The following is a 12848-nucleotide window of genomic DNA, read 5'->3' as shown; positions in this document are numbered from 1 at the left end:
CTCACCCAGCGCCGTCGGCTCGACTCCCTGCGGTGTTTTCACCATCAAGGCACCGCCGACACGCTGCTCCAATGACTGCATGGCATGGCTGACCCCTGATTGGCTAACACCCAAGCGTTCAGCTGCACGGGTATACGACTGCGCCTCCTCAACGGCCAACAGAGCCCGTAACTGAGCAATGGTGATATCTGCGCCCCGAATCATGACCTCTCCTCATGGCTGGGATGAGCTAATCGAATTTCTCACCGCGCCCTTTCGCTTTTTAAGCTGGTGCCTTTATCAATCATCCTGACGGGGAGCCACCATGTCTATCGCCCTTGCCCTTTTTGCCATGTTGCTGCTTGGCAGTACGCACTTCATCAACGGCCTGCTTTCACGTCACTACCCAGCGCTGAATATTGGTTTATTCACACACCTGGGCGGCGCATTCGTTGCCCTTCCTGGTGCGGTGATGCTCGCCACTTGGGCACCCGGCGTTTGGAAATGGGGCGCCCTGGCGGGTATTGGCTCGGCATTAGGCGCGCTGCTGCTCTACCGGGGCCTTTCTCGGGCAGCCTTCGCCCTTGTGGTGCCAGTCAGCTCGGTGGCCATGGTGGTCATCGCACTGGCGCTTTCACTGCTGTTTCTGGATGAACGCCCCGGCAAATGGGTATGGTTTGGCGTGATGGTGGCTCTACCCGCCATCTGGCTGACAGCCGGTGGGAAAGCGCCCAAGGCCGTGCACGGCACTTGCAAAAACCACAGCGGTTTATGGCTTGGTTTGGGCGCAGGGGCAGGCTTTGCCCTTCAGCTATTCGCACTCGGGCAAGTGCCGGAGCCCGCCGCCGAGTACGGCATTGCCGTGTGTATGCTGGCAGGGGCTGCCCTTCTGCTTCCCTTCTATCGACGCCCCCAGCCAGCCAGTAGACAACACCCGCTGTTCGCTACCACTGCGGGCGGCATTAGCGCCCTTGGCCTAACGCTGTATGCGCTATCGCGGGAAGGGCCGCAGCCATGCCCACACAACAATAAGGGTGGAGATTAGCAATGCGCTGCCGAAGAAGCCCATGGCCTGCAAAAGCCCGTAGCGATCGGCCAGGATGCCACTTGCAATGACTGGAATGGAGAACCCCACATATGCATAGACAAACAATCCGGCGGTTGCTCGTGCACGGTTTTCTGGTGCCCTTACCGAGAACTCTGACAACGCCGCAAGGTAGCTAAACCCATAACTTGCTGCGCTCGTGACAGCGGCCCCAACAAGCACTAGCAAGATCGACTGGCTCCAGCTGCCAGCAAGTAATGCCACATAACCCGCTGGGACCAAAAAGAAGCCGAGCCCGAGTGCTGTTGGGTTGCTCAGGCGCCTTGCTAAGGGCTGGCACAGAAAACCGACGAAAATTGCAAGGAAAATCACCAGACCCGTCCAGTTGCCAAGACCATGTACCTGTAGCTCCAAGGGAACGACCGCAATCGTCATTCCTGTGGCGGACCACGCGACCCCCATTGCAGCACCATATGGCCAGGTTCTGGACGGAAATACAGGCAGGCGGAGTAGGGATACCGCTTTTGGCTTGTCGCATCGTGGCAGCCTGAGCGCAAGGATCACCAACACTGGAACAGCAGCAAAGAGCAAGGCGAAACTCGAGGGAAAGAAGGTTAGTCCCTGCAGTGAAAGGCTAATGCCGGTCAACAGGGCCCCTCCACCGAATCCCAGCGTAGTCGCAGAAGTGACGAAAAGAGCAGCGCGCTTCACCTGACGCTCCCCCATGATCTCAGCCATGTACGCAGTTCCAGCTGTCGTGGCAAGCCCTGTGCCGACTCCAAGGACGAATCTCGCCACCACTAGCGAAACCCAGCCTGGAGCCACAACGAGCGCAAGAGTACCTATACCTCCGAGAATAAGGGCGATGATTATTGGGATTCTGCGCCCGATCTTGTCCGAAAGGCCGCCGAGAAGCATTAAAGTGGGCATCAACCCAGCCACATATGCCGCGAAGGCGACCGTCACGGCCGTTGCCCCCATCGCACTCTCAGCCGTATAGGCGCTATAGAGGGGAGCCTGCAGGTTGACCGCAAATGTGACAGTGAAGAGGCACAATGAAAGCAGGACGACAGCAAATGATCTTGGCATCGGACACCTTCCCTAGTTACGAACCTTGGAGAGTTTGACACCAAACTTTTTCCAGTACAATATATTTATTGTACTAATTACAGTTTCTAGAGCATACTGAGGCCAAGATGCCAAAGATCCGTTACCTTCAACTCGCCGACGCCATAGCAACGAAGATTCTCAAGGGGGATTTAGCGCCAGGGGAGAAGCTTCCCACCCACCGGAAGATCGCAGAGGACAGTGGAGTTGCCTTGGCAACCGCGACCCGTGCATATCGTGAGCTCGAAGATCGAGGTTTGATCGTCGGGGAACACGGCAGGGGCGTTTTCGTTAAGGATCCTAATGTCCCCTTAGCCCTCGGGGTCGAGCAAACCGCCGCCGACGGCCTGTTGGATCTCGTCTTCAACATGCCTGGGGCTGATTGCGATGTGGAGTTCTTGCGTTCTGGCCTTAAACGTTTAGCTGCAGCTGGGGACCTTGAAGCTATGCTTCGTTATCAGCCGCATGGTGGGCGTCCACACGAGCGCAGAATCCTCGCCGACCATTTATCAAAAACATTGGGTACATTCTCGTGGGACCAGCTCCTGATTGTCTCCGGTGCCCAGCATGGGTTGGCAACCGTCGTCTTCGGGTTGCTCAAAATGGGGGAAGCCGTAGCCACGGATGCCTTGACATATACTGGGTTTAAGACAGTTGCGGCTCTGCACGGGCTCAGCCTGACGGCGGTAGGCTCTAGCGATGGGATGATGGATCCAGACGATCTTGATCGGCTGTGTAGAAATGGAAAGATCCGGGCCGTTTATCTGATGCCCACAGTCCATAATCCTCTGGGGACCGTGATGAGCGAGGAACGAAGGCGCCAGATTGTCGCTGTGGCCCGCAAATATGATCTCATCATAATCGAAGATGCGGCTTATGCATTTCTGGAGCCTTGCCCTCCTACTAGCCTTCTTGAGATCGCGCCGGAGAGAACCTTTCATGTCGGTGGCTTTTCAAAGAGCATTGGCACTGGCTTACGCCTCGGGTATGTCATCGCTCCAAAGGATAGGTCGGATGTGCTTTCTTTGGTGATTAGGGCCACGACATGGAATGTCCCAGCTATTATTTCGGCGTTGATCGTTGGCTGGATCGAGGACGGCACGCTTGAGCGTTCAGAAGAAAACAGGAGGCGCGATGGGGCTTTCCGGCAGAAAATCTGCCGAGAGCACCTGCAGGGGCTCTCTATCATGTCGCACAGAAACGCAAGCTTTGCCTGGTTGCCGCTCGATAGCAAGCAACGGGCAGAGCCGATTATTACAAGTTTGATTGCGAAGGGCTTCGCGGTTTCAGGAGGAAGTGCTTTTGCTGTGACCGAGGCCGTGCCGCAGGCCCTTCGCGTGGCATTTGGGGGAGTGAAGGAAGAACAGCTCAGGAAAGCGCTGAATTGTGTTCGCGAGGAAGTGCTCCGCGCCCAGTAGGGCATATCGCAACAAGCGTTTCTGCATTCAGGAATCGAGAGGGCCGCTTACCACACGTTTCTGACATACCTGGTGGAAGCGACTGTGAACGTGCCTGCCCGGCCTGTGATCAACTGCTGATAGCGCGTAAAGGTCAGCAGCGTCGCCAGCCCATCAGTAACGAACGGGTTATAAGGCATGAAATATTCGACGGTTCAGTCATGATCCATGAGTTGGGAGTACATGAGATGTATATCTAAGAATTCGACATATCTTATCGAGAAAACAGTTTGCTAATTTTCTTGAGGCGCTTCCGGTCAGTCGCAAATTGCTGGTGGTTGCCAGGTCTATCGCCGCGGGCGCGGCTCGGCAACCAAGCGATCGGCGGGGTACTGCTGTAGGAATTCGGCACTTTCGGCCGGGGTGGCATGTAACTTTTCCTCGATCAGTTGAAGCCTTGGGTGTGGACGCTGCATACGGTTTCATCAGGGAGGCTAGCACTCCCAATAGCCCGACCTTCGCATGCCTTATCGGGGTCAACCTTCGCCCACACCGAAAGCATCGTTTAAGCTGTCTTTACGGCGCAGCTACTCCACCTACGAGGGCCAGTCGGCTACCGAGGGCAACTGGCCATGATCAGCATCCTGATGGTGTCGCTCTACCCACTCATTCCCGTGATACTAGGCTCGGTAGTGCGCCAGGAGCTAATCAGTGGCTACGCCAAGCTGGGGATCGCTTTATCCATGATAGCGATGATGCTGGTCACGGTGGGCAGTGACTGATTTTAGGGCAGCGCTAACACTGGTGTTATCCAGGTCGTGTAATAGACTGAGATACAAGCGGGTACGTTACGAGTGACATAATTCGTTGCCATGGCGGCATACAGCAAAGGGGCAGGCATGCAATTATATCGAGTCATCACCGAAAAAAACTGGCAGGAGGCCTTACGATTAGGCTACGTGCCACGATGCGGAAACGATAAAAAGGAGGACGGCATTCATCTAAATTTGGCAGAGGCTGTCGAGTACACCGCCAACCGCTATTTCACCGAAGATGAAAAGCCACTGGTCCTGGTCGTTAACACCAAAAGCTTTTCTGAGCGAATAGAGTGGTGTGACTCAACCACCACCGAACCCTGGCAAAGGCCGCTAGCCAAAATCGACAATCTTCCGTTGAACGTCGTGCTGGATACTAACGCACTAGTGGCCATGGAAGATGGCAGTGACATGATTTTCAAGTGGGATCAGCCTTAATGAAAACTCTTCACAATGTAGTTACCAAGTATAGTCTTTGACCTCTGAGCCGGTGAGGTCGTGCGCCCGAGCAACTTCAACAACCGTGAAATTGCCTTTGAAGGTGCAAATGGATACGGCAGCTTTTCGCTTGGCAGTGCAGCATGTTACGGTAGATTCATTGCTCGTATCGCTCTCCTGACAGCTGCACTATAGCCTGCAGTATAGGCACAGGGATTTTATATCGACTATACTCTAGTCAGTAATAATAAGCCCAAGAAGGCAACGGGCAACACAGCCAGGAACACACGATGCCTACAAACTCAGTCATTCTCAATCCAGCATGTATCAAAACGCTTGCGGCAGTTGAAGCCCGACCTGAACGATCGAACCAACACGAATTTAATGGAGTGACCGCACTAAAAAGTCTATTTGGTCACGAAAAGACAGATCTCCAGGCACTTTTCTCTGTACGAGGAGAGAGCGCTCATCATACAGCCAAGGTAACTTGGTACGACTCTCGAGAAAATCACCCTACTCGTTCAGAATACAGACTTTATTTCCAAAGCAACCCTGTAATGAAAAGAGCACAGGCAGGTGACAATATGCTAATTGGGTTCATTCAAGGCCAACTACACTGCATTCTGATTCCTAACGACCCAGCAAGCTACCCTGGCTGGACTCCAATAGCATAAAAGGCCCAATACTCATTAACACCCCCCTGTAGGTCGCAACACAAGCTCAAACTAGAGCCAGCGTGATTGCACTCGGAGGAGCAAAAGCCGATTGCCCTGCCTATGCAGGCCCTTTTGTAAGCCGATCATGTTGGTATTCGGCTCATGGGCTAGTCAGGGAGTTGTTTCAGCTGAAATAAGGAATACAGAAGAGCACACCCGCAACCGGGGCAAGTTGAAAAACGTTTTGCTAAACATCCGATAACCTATCGTCTTGAATGGCTTTCAGAGTTTTGCCATCAGCATCCTTCCAAACCAAACGGCCATTGGCGCTACCGCCGACCAGGACGCCTGCCGCTGTAGACGGAGAGGAAAAGCGAAAATCCTGGGTAAATATCAGCTTTCCATTTTGCGGCGCTAGTACGCCACGCGCTTGCAGAAGTTGCCGCTGCTCGCGCATGTAGTCATGGATGGAATGTAGTGATTCACTGTAACCTTAAGGTATTTAAAGCCATCCCGTTGTTCAGGGCACATGAACAGCTGCTCGCAGGCCACTAAAAACCGGGTAAAAACAGAAAGCCCGCTCATCGGCGGGCCAAGGAAATGCGACTGCTCAACCGCTAAGCTAGCAATTCAGCTCTTTAGCCTGGTCGAGAACACGCTTCTGACGAGCGATGGCGTTATGGATGACCTTGTTACGCACGGCTTGTTTCTGCTCAGCGCTCGCATGACGCGCAAAATGCGTTAGCGGGGTAGATTTCGACACTTTATCTTTCATGACTCATCCTCGCCTGATAATAGGCTTTTCAGCTGTTCATGAGTGTAGCGCTCGGGCAGGAATGGATCAATCGAATCGATATCCGATTCCCAGTGCTGATTTGTGTGGTCGGTGTCCTTGATGACGAGGTCGAGACAGACCCTTGAGCCGAATTCTCGTTTTACTCGATTCACCACCTCTTGAACGCTGAGGAACTGCTCAATGAAGTTTTCGAGCGGAATATTACGGCCCTTAGGTATATGCGAATCATACAACAAGGCCGCTCAATCGTTGAGCGGCCTTGTTGAGTCTAGCTAACCATTACCCTAATTGGACGTAGGATCACTCCCACTCAATCGTAGCAGGCGGCTTACTGCTCACATCATAAGTCACCCGCGAAACGCCTTCCAACTCGTTGATAATCCGGTTGGAAACCTTCTCCAGCAGCTCGTAGGGCAGGTGCGCCCAGCGGGCGGTCATGAAGTCGATGGTTTCGACGGCGCGGAGCGCGATGACCCATTCGTAGCGGCGGCCGTCGCCGACCACGCCAACGGATTTCACCGGCAGGAACACGGCGAAGGCCTGGCTGGTTTTTTCGTACCAACCGGCGGCGCGCAGTTCTTCGATGTAGATGGCATCCGCATCGCGCAGGATGTCGGCGTACTCTTTCTTCACTTCACCCAGAATGCGCACGCCCAGGCCAGGGCCGGGGAACGGGTGGCGGTAGACCATGTCGTAAGGCAGGCCGAGTTCCAGGCCGAGTTTGCGCACTTCGTCCTTGAACAGTTCGCGCAGCGGCTCCACCAGCTTGAGCTTCATGGTTTCCGGCAGGCCACCCACGTTGTGGTGGGATTTGATCACATGCGCCTTGCCGGTTTTGGAGGCGGCGGATTCGATCACGTCCGGGTAGATGGTGCCCTGGGCCAGGAATTCCACGCCTTCGATCTTGCTGGCTTCGTCATCGAACACGTCGATGAAGGTGTTGCCGATGATCTTGCGCTTGGCTTCCGGGTCTTTTTCGCCATGCAACTTCTCCAGGAACAGCGCTTCGGCGTCCACGCGGATCACTTTCACGCCCATGTGCTTGGCGAAGGTTTCCATGACCTGGTCGCCTTCGTTCTTGCGCAGCAGGCCGTTGTCGACGAATACGCAGGTGAGCTGATCGCCAATCGCCTTGTGCAGCAGCGCGGCTACTACGGAGGAGTCTACGCCGCCGGAAAGGCCCAGCAGTACGTGGCGGTCGCCGACTTGCTCGCGTACGCGCTGTACCTGGTCTTCGATGATCTGGGCGGGGGTCCACAGCTTTTCGGCTTTACAGATATCCAGCACGAAGTGCTCGAGAATCCGCTGGCCTTGCAGGGTGTGGGTCACTTCCGGGTGGAACTGTACGCCGTAGAACTGCTTCTCTTCCCAGGCCATGGCCGCAATCGGGCAGCTCGGGGTAGAGGCGGTCACGGTGAAGGTGTCCGGGGCCTTGGCGACCTTGTCACCGTGGCTCATCCACACGTCCAGCAGGGCGTTGCCGGTCTCGGCGTCGACGTGGTCTTTGATGTCTTTGAACAGCGCGCTTTCCGCGTCCAGGCGAATCTGGGCGTAGCCGAACTCACGCTGGTTAGAGCCTTCTACCTTGCCGCCCAGCTGCTCGGCCATGGTTTGCATGCCGTAGCAGATACCAAACACCGGCAGGCCCATTTCGAACACGCACTGCGGGGCGCGGGGGGAATCCAGCTCGGTGACGGATTCCGGGCCACCGGCCAGAATGATGCCGTTGGGGTTGTATTCGCGAATCTCTTCTTCGGTGATATCGAAGGCGCGGATTTCAGAGAATACGCCGATTTCGCGAACCCGGCGGGCGATCAGCTGGGTGTACTGGGAGCCGAAGTCGAGAATCAGGATCTTATGGGCGTGAATGTCACTCATGGCGGAGCCTCTATAACGCGGAACGGGCCGCATTGGCTAAAAAGCAGACGGCGGGGCAATGCCCGCCGCCGTGTCACTAACTGTGCTGGTTAGCTCACCCGGTAGTTGGGTGCTTCCTTGGTGATCTGCACGTCGTGAACGTGAGACTCGTTGAAGCCAGCGCCGGTAATCTGTACGAACTCGGGCTTGGTGCGCATTTCCTGAATGTCGCGGCAGCCGGTGTAACCCATGGAGGCGCGCAGGCCGCCCATCAGCTGGTGAACGATGGCGCTCATCATGCCCTTGTAGGGTACGCGGCCTTCGATGCCTTCCGGCACCAGCTTTTCGGCTCCGGCGTCCTTGTCCTGGAAGTAGCGGTCGGCGCTGCCCTGGCTCTGTGACATGGCACCCATGGAGCCCATGCCACGGTAGGCTTTGTAGGTACGGCCTTGGTAAAGCTCAACTTCGCCCGGTGCTTCTTCGGTACCGGCCAGCAGGCCACCCACCATCACGGCGCTTGCGCCAGCGGCAATGGCTTTCGCCAAGTCGCCAGAGAAGCGTACGCCGCCATCGGCAATCAGCGGAATGTCGAACTCTTTCAGCGCTTCGGCTACGTTGGAAACGGCGGTGATTTGCGGTACGCCAACGCCTGCCACAATACGCGTGGTGCAGATGGAGCCGGGGCCGATGCCTACTTTTACGGCGTCTGCGCCTGCTTCCGCCAGGGCTTTAGCAGCGGCGGCGGTGGCGATGTTGCCGCCGATCACTTGAATCTGCGGGAAGTGTTCCTTGATCCAGCGAACACGATCGATCACGCCTTGAGAGTGGCCGTGGGCGGTATCGACGATGATCACGTCAACGCCTGCTTCGGCCAGTGCCGCGACACGGTCCGGAGTTTCCGGGCCGGTGCCCACCGCAGCGCCTACCAGCAGGCGGCCATCGCTGTCTTTGGCGGCCATGGGGTAGGTGCGGGCTTTTTCGATATCCTGGAAGGTCACCAGGCCGCGCAGGTGGAAGGCGTCATCGACGATGAGCATTTTTTCGATGCGGTGTTCGCGCATCTTGGCCTTGCTGACTTCAAGCTCGGTGCCTTCCGGTACGGTGACCAGGCGCTCGCGGGGCGTCATGATGTCGGCCACGCTGTCGCCCACGTTGGGCTGGAAGCGCATGTCACGCTCGGTGACGATGCCCACCAGGGTCTCGCCTTCCACCACTGGGAAGCCGGAGAAGCCATATTCGCGGGCCATGGCCAGCAGGTCTTCCAGCTTGGCCTTGGGGCTCACGGTGACCGGGTCTTTGACGATCACGCTTTCGTGCTTCTTCACCTTGCGCACTTCCGCGGCCTGCTGGGCCATGGTCATATTCTTGTGGATGATGCCGATGCCGCCTTCCTGGGCCATTGCAATTGCCAGACGCGCTTCGGTCACGGTGTCCATGGCGGCAGACAGCAGGGGAATATTCAGCGAGAGGTTACGAGTCAGGCGGGTTTTGAGGCTGACATCCTTGGGCAGAATGTCGGAGAAGCCAGGAACGAGAAGTACGTCATCGAACGTAAGCGCTTCTTGGGCCATACGTAGCATAGCGGCAACACCCAATGTAAAGTGGGAAGATGGGGCGTGAAAGGTTAATCGCCCATTATAACGTTTCGAGGGCCACCCCAGCAAACCATCCTGCGATGATCTGCTGAAGGTGGCCCTCTGCGTTGGCCTGGGCGAAGCCCACTGCGGTGTGGCGCGGGCGGTTTAGTCCAGCGCGCGGTCGTCGGCTTCGCTGGGGAAGTCCAGGTCTTCCAGGCGGCCCGTCACCGCCGTGGCGATGTTGGCCAGGTGCGAGGCCACACGCTTGTAGTGGCGCGCCAGCAGCGAGTAGGCCACGGCTTCGTGGAACTCGATGCTGTCCTCTTCCCGCAGCAGGGATTCGATCAGCTCGTCGCTGATGTGACGAATCTCCCGGGTGGCGGTGATGATGCCGTGGGCCTTTTGCTCATCGGAGTTGCGCGTGGCCGCAATCAGCTCGCTGAACAGCCCTCGCAAGCGCTCGGCGATGCTGTCCAGGGGCTTCTGGTAACGGTCTACATGGAAGCCTTCGGTGTAGAACGCGCCTACCTCGAAGACGTTCTTGCAGTAGTCGCCGATACGCTCGGCGTCCTTGGCCACGCTCATCAACGCTAGGCAAATGGCCACGTCGTGGCCGGGGTTGACGGTCAGGTGGCGCAGCACCTTGCGGCGAATCGAGCGTTCCAGCTCGTTGACCGCCACGTCGCGCTCGTACAGGGGCGTGCGTACGTCCTCGGCGGCCACGGTGCTGTACAGCACCTCGTTGGCCCGTGAGAACATCCAGGCGCCATGCTCCAGCATTTGGGTCAGGTCCGCGTAGGCCTGGTCGATGCTGGTTTCCGAGGTAAGCGCACTAAAAAGCTGTTTGAACATGGGGAAACCTCTCAACTGGCCGCGCTTAGCGCAGGCGGATAAAGAATTCGGTCAGCGTGATGCCCACCAGCGGCACGATCAGGAACACACCGATCAGGAACAGGAACGCATAGCGAATGTGCTGCCCTGCCAGGCGTCCATACCAGGTGGCAATACGCAGCGGAATGACCCGCAGCGGCCACCAGATCGCGGTGCCGGTAAGGTTGAAGATAACGTGAAACAGCGCCACCGTCATCGCCGCCGCAATCGGGTTGGCAGTCGCCGCCAGCACGCTGGTCACGGTGGTGCCCAGGTTGGCCCCCATCATGAACGGCAGCACGCGGCGCAGGCGCACCACCCCTGCCCCCGCCAGCGGCACCATCAGGCTGCTGGTGATCGAGCTGGACTGCACCAGCACGGTCGACACCACACCCACGCCGTAGGCCCGCGCATCGGTACGGAAGAAGTAGGTACGGAACAGGCCATCCATATGGCGCAGCAGCGCGCCGCGCAGGTTCTGCACCATGAACACCAGGGCAGTGAACATCAGCAGCAGGCCGATGCCTGCCACCATCAGCCCAGCGGCGGCGGTTGTGGGCATCAGCGCCGCGCCCAGCCAGTTGGCGGCATCTACCACCGGGGCGGTAATGATCTTGATCGGGCTGTTGGGGCGGGCGACTTCTTCCAGGCCAATCAGGTCCGCCAGCCAGGCCGCCAAACGGGTGAAGATGCCGTAGCCACGCTCGTGGAACATGCCGGTCAGCCACTCCACCGGGAAGATCAGCAGCACCGTGAGGATGTTGAACAGGTCGTGCATCAGCGCCGCGGTGAACGAGCGGCGGAAGTTACGCTTGATACGCACGTTGGCCAGCGCCACGATGACGCCCGTGACGGCCGTGCCGATGTTGGCCCCCATGATGGCGAACACCGCCGTGCCCAGGGTCATTTCACCACTGGCCACCAGGGTCACGATCAGCGCCGAGGTGAACGAGGAGCTCTGCACGATCATGGTGACCAGCACGCCCGCCATCAAGGCAATGAAGGGGTTCTGGCCATAGGCGAAGGCGCGGGTCAAAAAGTCGCTGTCGCTGCCGAAGGTGCCTAATCCCGCACCCAGAACGTTCAGAGCAGCCAGGAACAGATACAAGCACAAGCCAGCGTAGATACCTCTTAGCCAGGCGGGCACTTCGTGAGGCGCTTGGCGAGCCAGCGCAGGACGATCTTGTGAAGGTCCGAGATTCGACATGAGCAATCTGCCCTGTTGGTGAACATCTAATGTGACGCTTTCGTGACACTTTTGTGTCGGCGGGCACCCTAGCATGGTTTTGTGACACTTTGATGACGTTTATCTTGCAGCGCCGCCTTCCGCGCGCATGGTACGCCAGAGAGCCCGTCAAGGCCATTGCTGTGCGCCCTGCACGTATTGTCTAATGAGCGGCCGCATCCCCGCTTTCACCCGCGACTGGAAACTCCCATGAGCGCTCCCAACGCCCCCCTGCTATCGGTCAGTCAACTCAACCTCAAGGCGCGCAAGGCGCTGGAGAACGACCTGGGCGATGTGTGGGTGGAAGGCGAGCTTTCCAACGTGTCGCGCCCGGCGTCCGGGCATATCTACTTCACGCTGAAAGATGACCGCGCCCAGGTGCGCTGCGCGCTGTTTCGCCAGCGGGCGCGGTTCGTATCGGCCCCCATGCGCGATGGCGACCAGGTCAAGCTGCGCGGCCGGGTCTCGCTGTTCGAGCCCCGTGGCGATTACCAGCTGATCGCCGACGCCGTGCAGGCGGCGGGGCTGGGCGAACTGCTGGCAGCCTACGAGCGCCTGAAGGCGCAGCTGGAAGGCGAAGGGGTATTTGCCAACGCCCGCCCCCTGCCCTTTCCGCCCCGCAAGCTGCTGATTCTGAGCTCCGCCAGCGGCGCCGCCATCCGCGATGTGCTGGCGGTGCTGGCAGCGCGCTGGCCATTGGCCGACGTGACGTTGATTCCCGTGCCGGTTCAGGGCGCAGAAGCAGCCCCGGCGATGATCTCTGCCCTGGCGCTGCTCAACCGCCAGACGCGGCTCGACCCCGCCCAGGATGCGGTGCTGATCACCCGAGGCGGCGGCAGCCTGGAAGACCTGTGGGCATTCAACAACGAGCACTTGGCCCGGGCCATCTTCCACTCCCGTTTGCCGGTGATGTCTGCCGTGGGCCATGAGGTGGATGTCACCCTGGCGGATTTCGCCGCCGACATGCGCGCCCCCACCCCTTCCGCCGCCGCCGAGCGGCTGGTGCCCGACCAGCACGCCCTCAAACGCCAGCTTCGGCAAGCCGAACAGCGCCTGCAGCGCGCCCTGCAAACCCGCCTGGAGCGC

Annotated in this window: 15 protein-coding genes; 6 read left to right on the top strand and 9 right to left on the bottom strand. The window is 58.1% G+C overall.

Annotated elements, in window-relative coordinates:
- Positions 1–204, bottom strand: a 204-nt coding sequence (locus B7L72_RS15585; protein WP_139788540.1) for a helix-turn-helix domain-containing protein, incomplete at its 3' end; no start/stop codon positions are given.
- 100 nt (positions 205–304) lie between these two features.
- Between B7L72_RS15585 and B7L72_RS15580 the strand changes: the two genes are divergently transcribed.
- The gene (locus B7L72_RS15580; protein ID WP_081195393.1) at positions 305–1024 is read left to right on the top strand and encodes an EamA family transporter; all 720 of its coding nucleotides are present in this window, start codon (positions 305–307) and stop codon (positions 1022–1024) included.
- Here B7L72_RS15580 and B7L72_RS15575 read toward each other — a convergent pair.
- On the bottom strand, positions 971–2113 hold the full coding sequence (locus B7L72_RS15575; protein ID WP_081195391.1) for an MFS transporter: 1143 nt from the start codon (positions 2111–2113) through the stop codon (positions 971–973). The two genes, B7L72_RS15580 and B7L72_RS15575, sit on opposite strands and share 54 nt — an antisense overlap.
- 107 nt (positions 2114–2220) lie before the next feature.
- Between B7L72_RS15575 and B7L72_RS15570 the strand changes: the two genes are divergently transcribed.
- The 4 genes from B7L72_RS15570 to B7L72_RS15560 all read left to right on the top strand — a co-directional run bounded on the left by B7L72_RS15570 (position 2221) and on the right by B7L72_RS15560 (position 5455).
- Positions 2221–3549 (top strand): aminotransferase-like domain-containing protein, encoded by a 1329-nt coding sequence (locus B7L72_RS15570; RefSeq protein WP_081136901.1) that lies wholly within the window; start codon positions 2221–2223, stop codon positions 3547–3549.
- A 611-nt stretch (positions 3550–4160) separates the two neighbouring features.
- Positions 4161–4310 (top strand): hypothetical protein, encoded by a 150-nt coding sequence (locus B7L72_RS18630; protein ID WP_176212903.1) that lies wholly within the window; start codon positions 4161–4163, stop codon positions 4308–4310.
- Between the two features lie 117 nt (positions 4311–4427).
- Positions 4428–4781 (top strand): DUF952 domain-containing protein, encoded by a 354-nt coding sequence (locus B7L72_RS15565; RefSeq protein ID WP_081195389.1) that lies wholly within the window; start codon positions 4428–4430, stop codon positions 4779–4781.
- A 290-nt stretch (positions 4782–5071) separates the two neighbouring features.
- On the top strand, positions 5072–5455 hold the full coding sequence (locus tag B7L72_RS15560) for a type II restriction endonuclease (protein WP_081195387.1): 384 nt from the start codon (positions 5072–5074) through the stop codon (positions 5453–5455).
- 229 nt (positions 5456–5684) lie between these two features.
- On the opposite strand, the gene B7L72_RS15555 is transcribed toward B7L72_RS15560, so the two are convergent.
- The 7 genes from B7L72_RS15555 to B7L72_RS15530 form a co-directional block, all read right to left on the bottom strand.
- On the bottom strand, positions 5685–5894 hold the full coding sequence (locus tag B7L72_RS15555) for a DUF4357 domain-containing protein (protein WP_081195386.1): 210 nt from the start codon (positions 5892–5894) through the stop codon (positions 5685–5687).
- A 165-nt stretch (positions 5895–6059) separates the two neighbouring features.
- Positions 6060–6212 (bottom strand): hypothetical protein, encoded by a 153-nt coding sequence (locus tag B7L72_RS18625; RefSeq protein ID WP_016914799.1) that lies wholly within the window; start codon positions 6210–6212, stop codon positions 6060–6062.
- Positions 6209–6469, bottom strand: coding sequence for a hypothetical protein (locus B7L72_RS15550; RefSeq protein ID WP_081195385.1), 261 nt, complete (start codon positions 6467–6469; stop codon positions 6209–6211). Before B7L72_RS15550 ends, B7L72_RS18625 begins: the two co-directional genes overlap by 4 nt.
- Positions 6470–6533: 64 nt before the next feature.
- The gene (guaA, locus tag B7L72_RS15545) at positions 6534–8111 is read right to left on the bottom strand and encodes a glutamine-hydrolyzing GMP synthase (RefSeq protein ID WP_081195383.1); all 1578 of its coding nucleotides are present in this window, start codon (positions 8109–8111) and stop codon (positions 6534–6536) included.
- An 89-nt stretch (positions 8112–8200) separates the two neighbouring features.
- A complete protein-coding gene (guaB, locus tag B7L72_RS15540) occupies positions 8201–9670 on the bottom strand; it encodes an IMP dehydrogenase (protein WP_081195381.1) in 1470 nt (489 codons plus the stop codon).
- A 162-nt stretch (positions 9671–9832) separates the two neighbouring features.
- Positions 9833–10519 carry a phosphate signaling complex PhoU family protein gene (locus B7L72_RS15535; RefSeq protein ID WP_016914803.1) on the bottom strand — a complete coding sequence of 229 codons (687 nt, stop codon included), beginning with the start codon at positions 10517–10519 and terminating at the stop codon, positions 9833–9835.
- Between the two features lie 25 nt (positions 10520–10544).
- On the bottom strand, positions 10545–11744 hold the full coding sequence (locus B7L72_RS15530) for a Na/Pi cotransporter family protein (RefSeq protein ID WP_232710697.1): 1200 nt from the start codon (positions 11742–11744) through the stop codon (positions 10545–10547).
- A 228-nt stretch (positions 11745–11972) separates the two neighbouring features.
- Between B7L72_RS15530 and xseA the strand changes: the two genes are divergently transcribed.
- A partial coding sequence (gene xseA / locus B7L72_RS15525) for an exodeoxyribonuclease VII large subunit (RefSeq protein ID WP_081195377.1) occupies positions 11973–12848 on the top strand: 876 nt, incomplete at its 3' end.

Source organism: Halomonas sp. BC1 (assembly GCF_002078135.1).
In the GTDB taxonomy this organism is placed as follows: Bacteria; Pseudomonadota; Gammaproteobacteria; order Pseudomonadales; family Halomonadaceae; genus Vreelandella; species Vreelandella stevensii.
This window is presented reverse-complemented; position numbering and strand designations above follow the sequence as displayed.

Excerpts from the sequence above, each read along its gene's own strand:
- B7L72_RS15580 (WP_081195393.1), top strand. The coding sequence starts at position 305 with ATGTCTATCGCCCTTGCCCTTTTTGCCATGTTGCTGCTTGGCAGTACG.
- B7L72_RS15575 (WP_081195391.1), bottom strand. The coding sequence starts at position 2,113 with ATGCCAAGATCATTTGCTGTCGTCCTGCTTTCATTGTGCCTCTTCACT.
- B7L72_RS15570 (WP_081136901.1), top strand. The coding sequence starts at position 2,221 with ATGCCAAAGATCCGTTACCTTCAACTCGCCGACGCCATAGCAACGAAG.
- B7L72_RS18630 (WP_176212903.1), top strand. The coding sequence starts at position 4,161 with ATGATCAGCATCCTGATGGTGTCGCTCTACCCACTCATTCCCGTGATA.
- B7L72_RS15565 (WP_081195389.1), top strand. The coding sequence starts at position 4,428 with ATGCAATTATATCGAGTCATCACCGAAAAAAACTGGCAGGAGGCCTTA.
- B7L72_RS15560 (WP_081195387.1), top strand. The coding sequence starts at position 5,072 with ATGCCTACAAACTCAGTCATTCTCAATCCAGCATGTATCAAAACGCTT.
- B7L72_RS15555 (WP_081195386.1), bottom strand. The coding sequence starts at position 5,894 with ATGCGCGAGCAGCGGCAACTTCTGCAAGCGCGTGGCGTACTAGCGCCG.
- B7L72_RS18625 (WP_016914799.1), bottom strand. The coding sequence starts at position 6,212 with ATGAAAGATAAAGTGTCGAAATCTACCCCGCTAACGCATTTTGCGCGT.
- guaA (WP_081195383.1), bottom strand. The coding sequence starts at position 8,111 with ATGAGTGACATTCACGCCCATAAGATCCTGATTCTCGACTTCGGCTCC.
- guaB (WP_081195381.1), bottom strand. The coding sequence starts at position 9,670 with ATGCTACGTATGGCCCAAGAAGCGCTTACGTTCGATGACGTACTTCTC.
- B7L72_RS15535 (WP_016914803.1), bottom strand. The coding sequence starts at position 10,519 with ATGTTCAAACAGCTTTTTAGTGCGCTTACCTCGGAAACCAGCATCGAC.
- B7L72_RS15530 (WP_232710697.1), bottom strand. The coding sequence starts at position 11,744 with ATGTCGAATCTCGGACCTTCACAAGATCGTCCTGCGCTGGCTCGCCAA.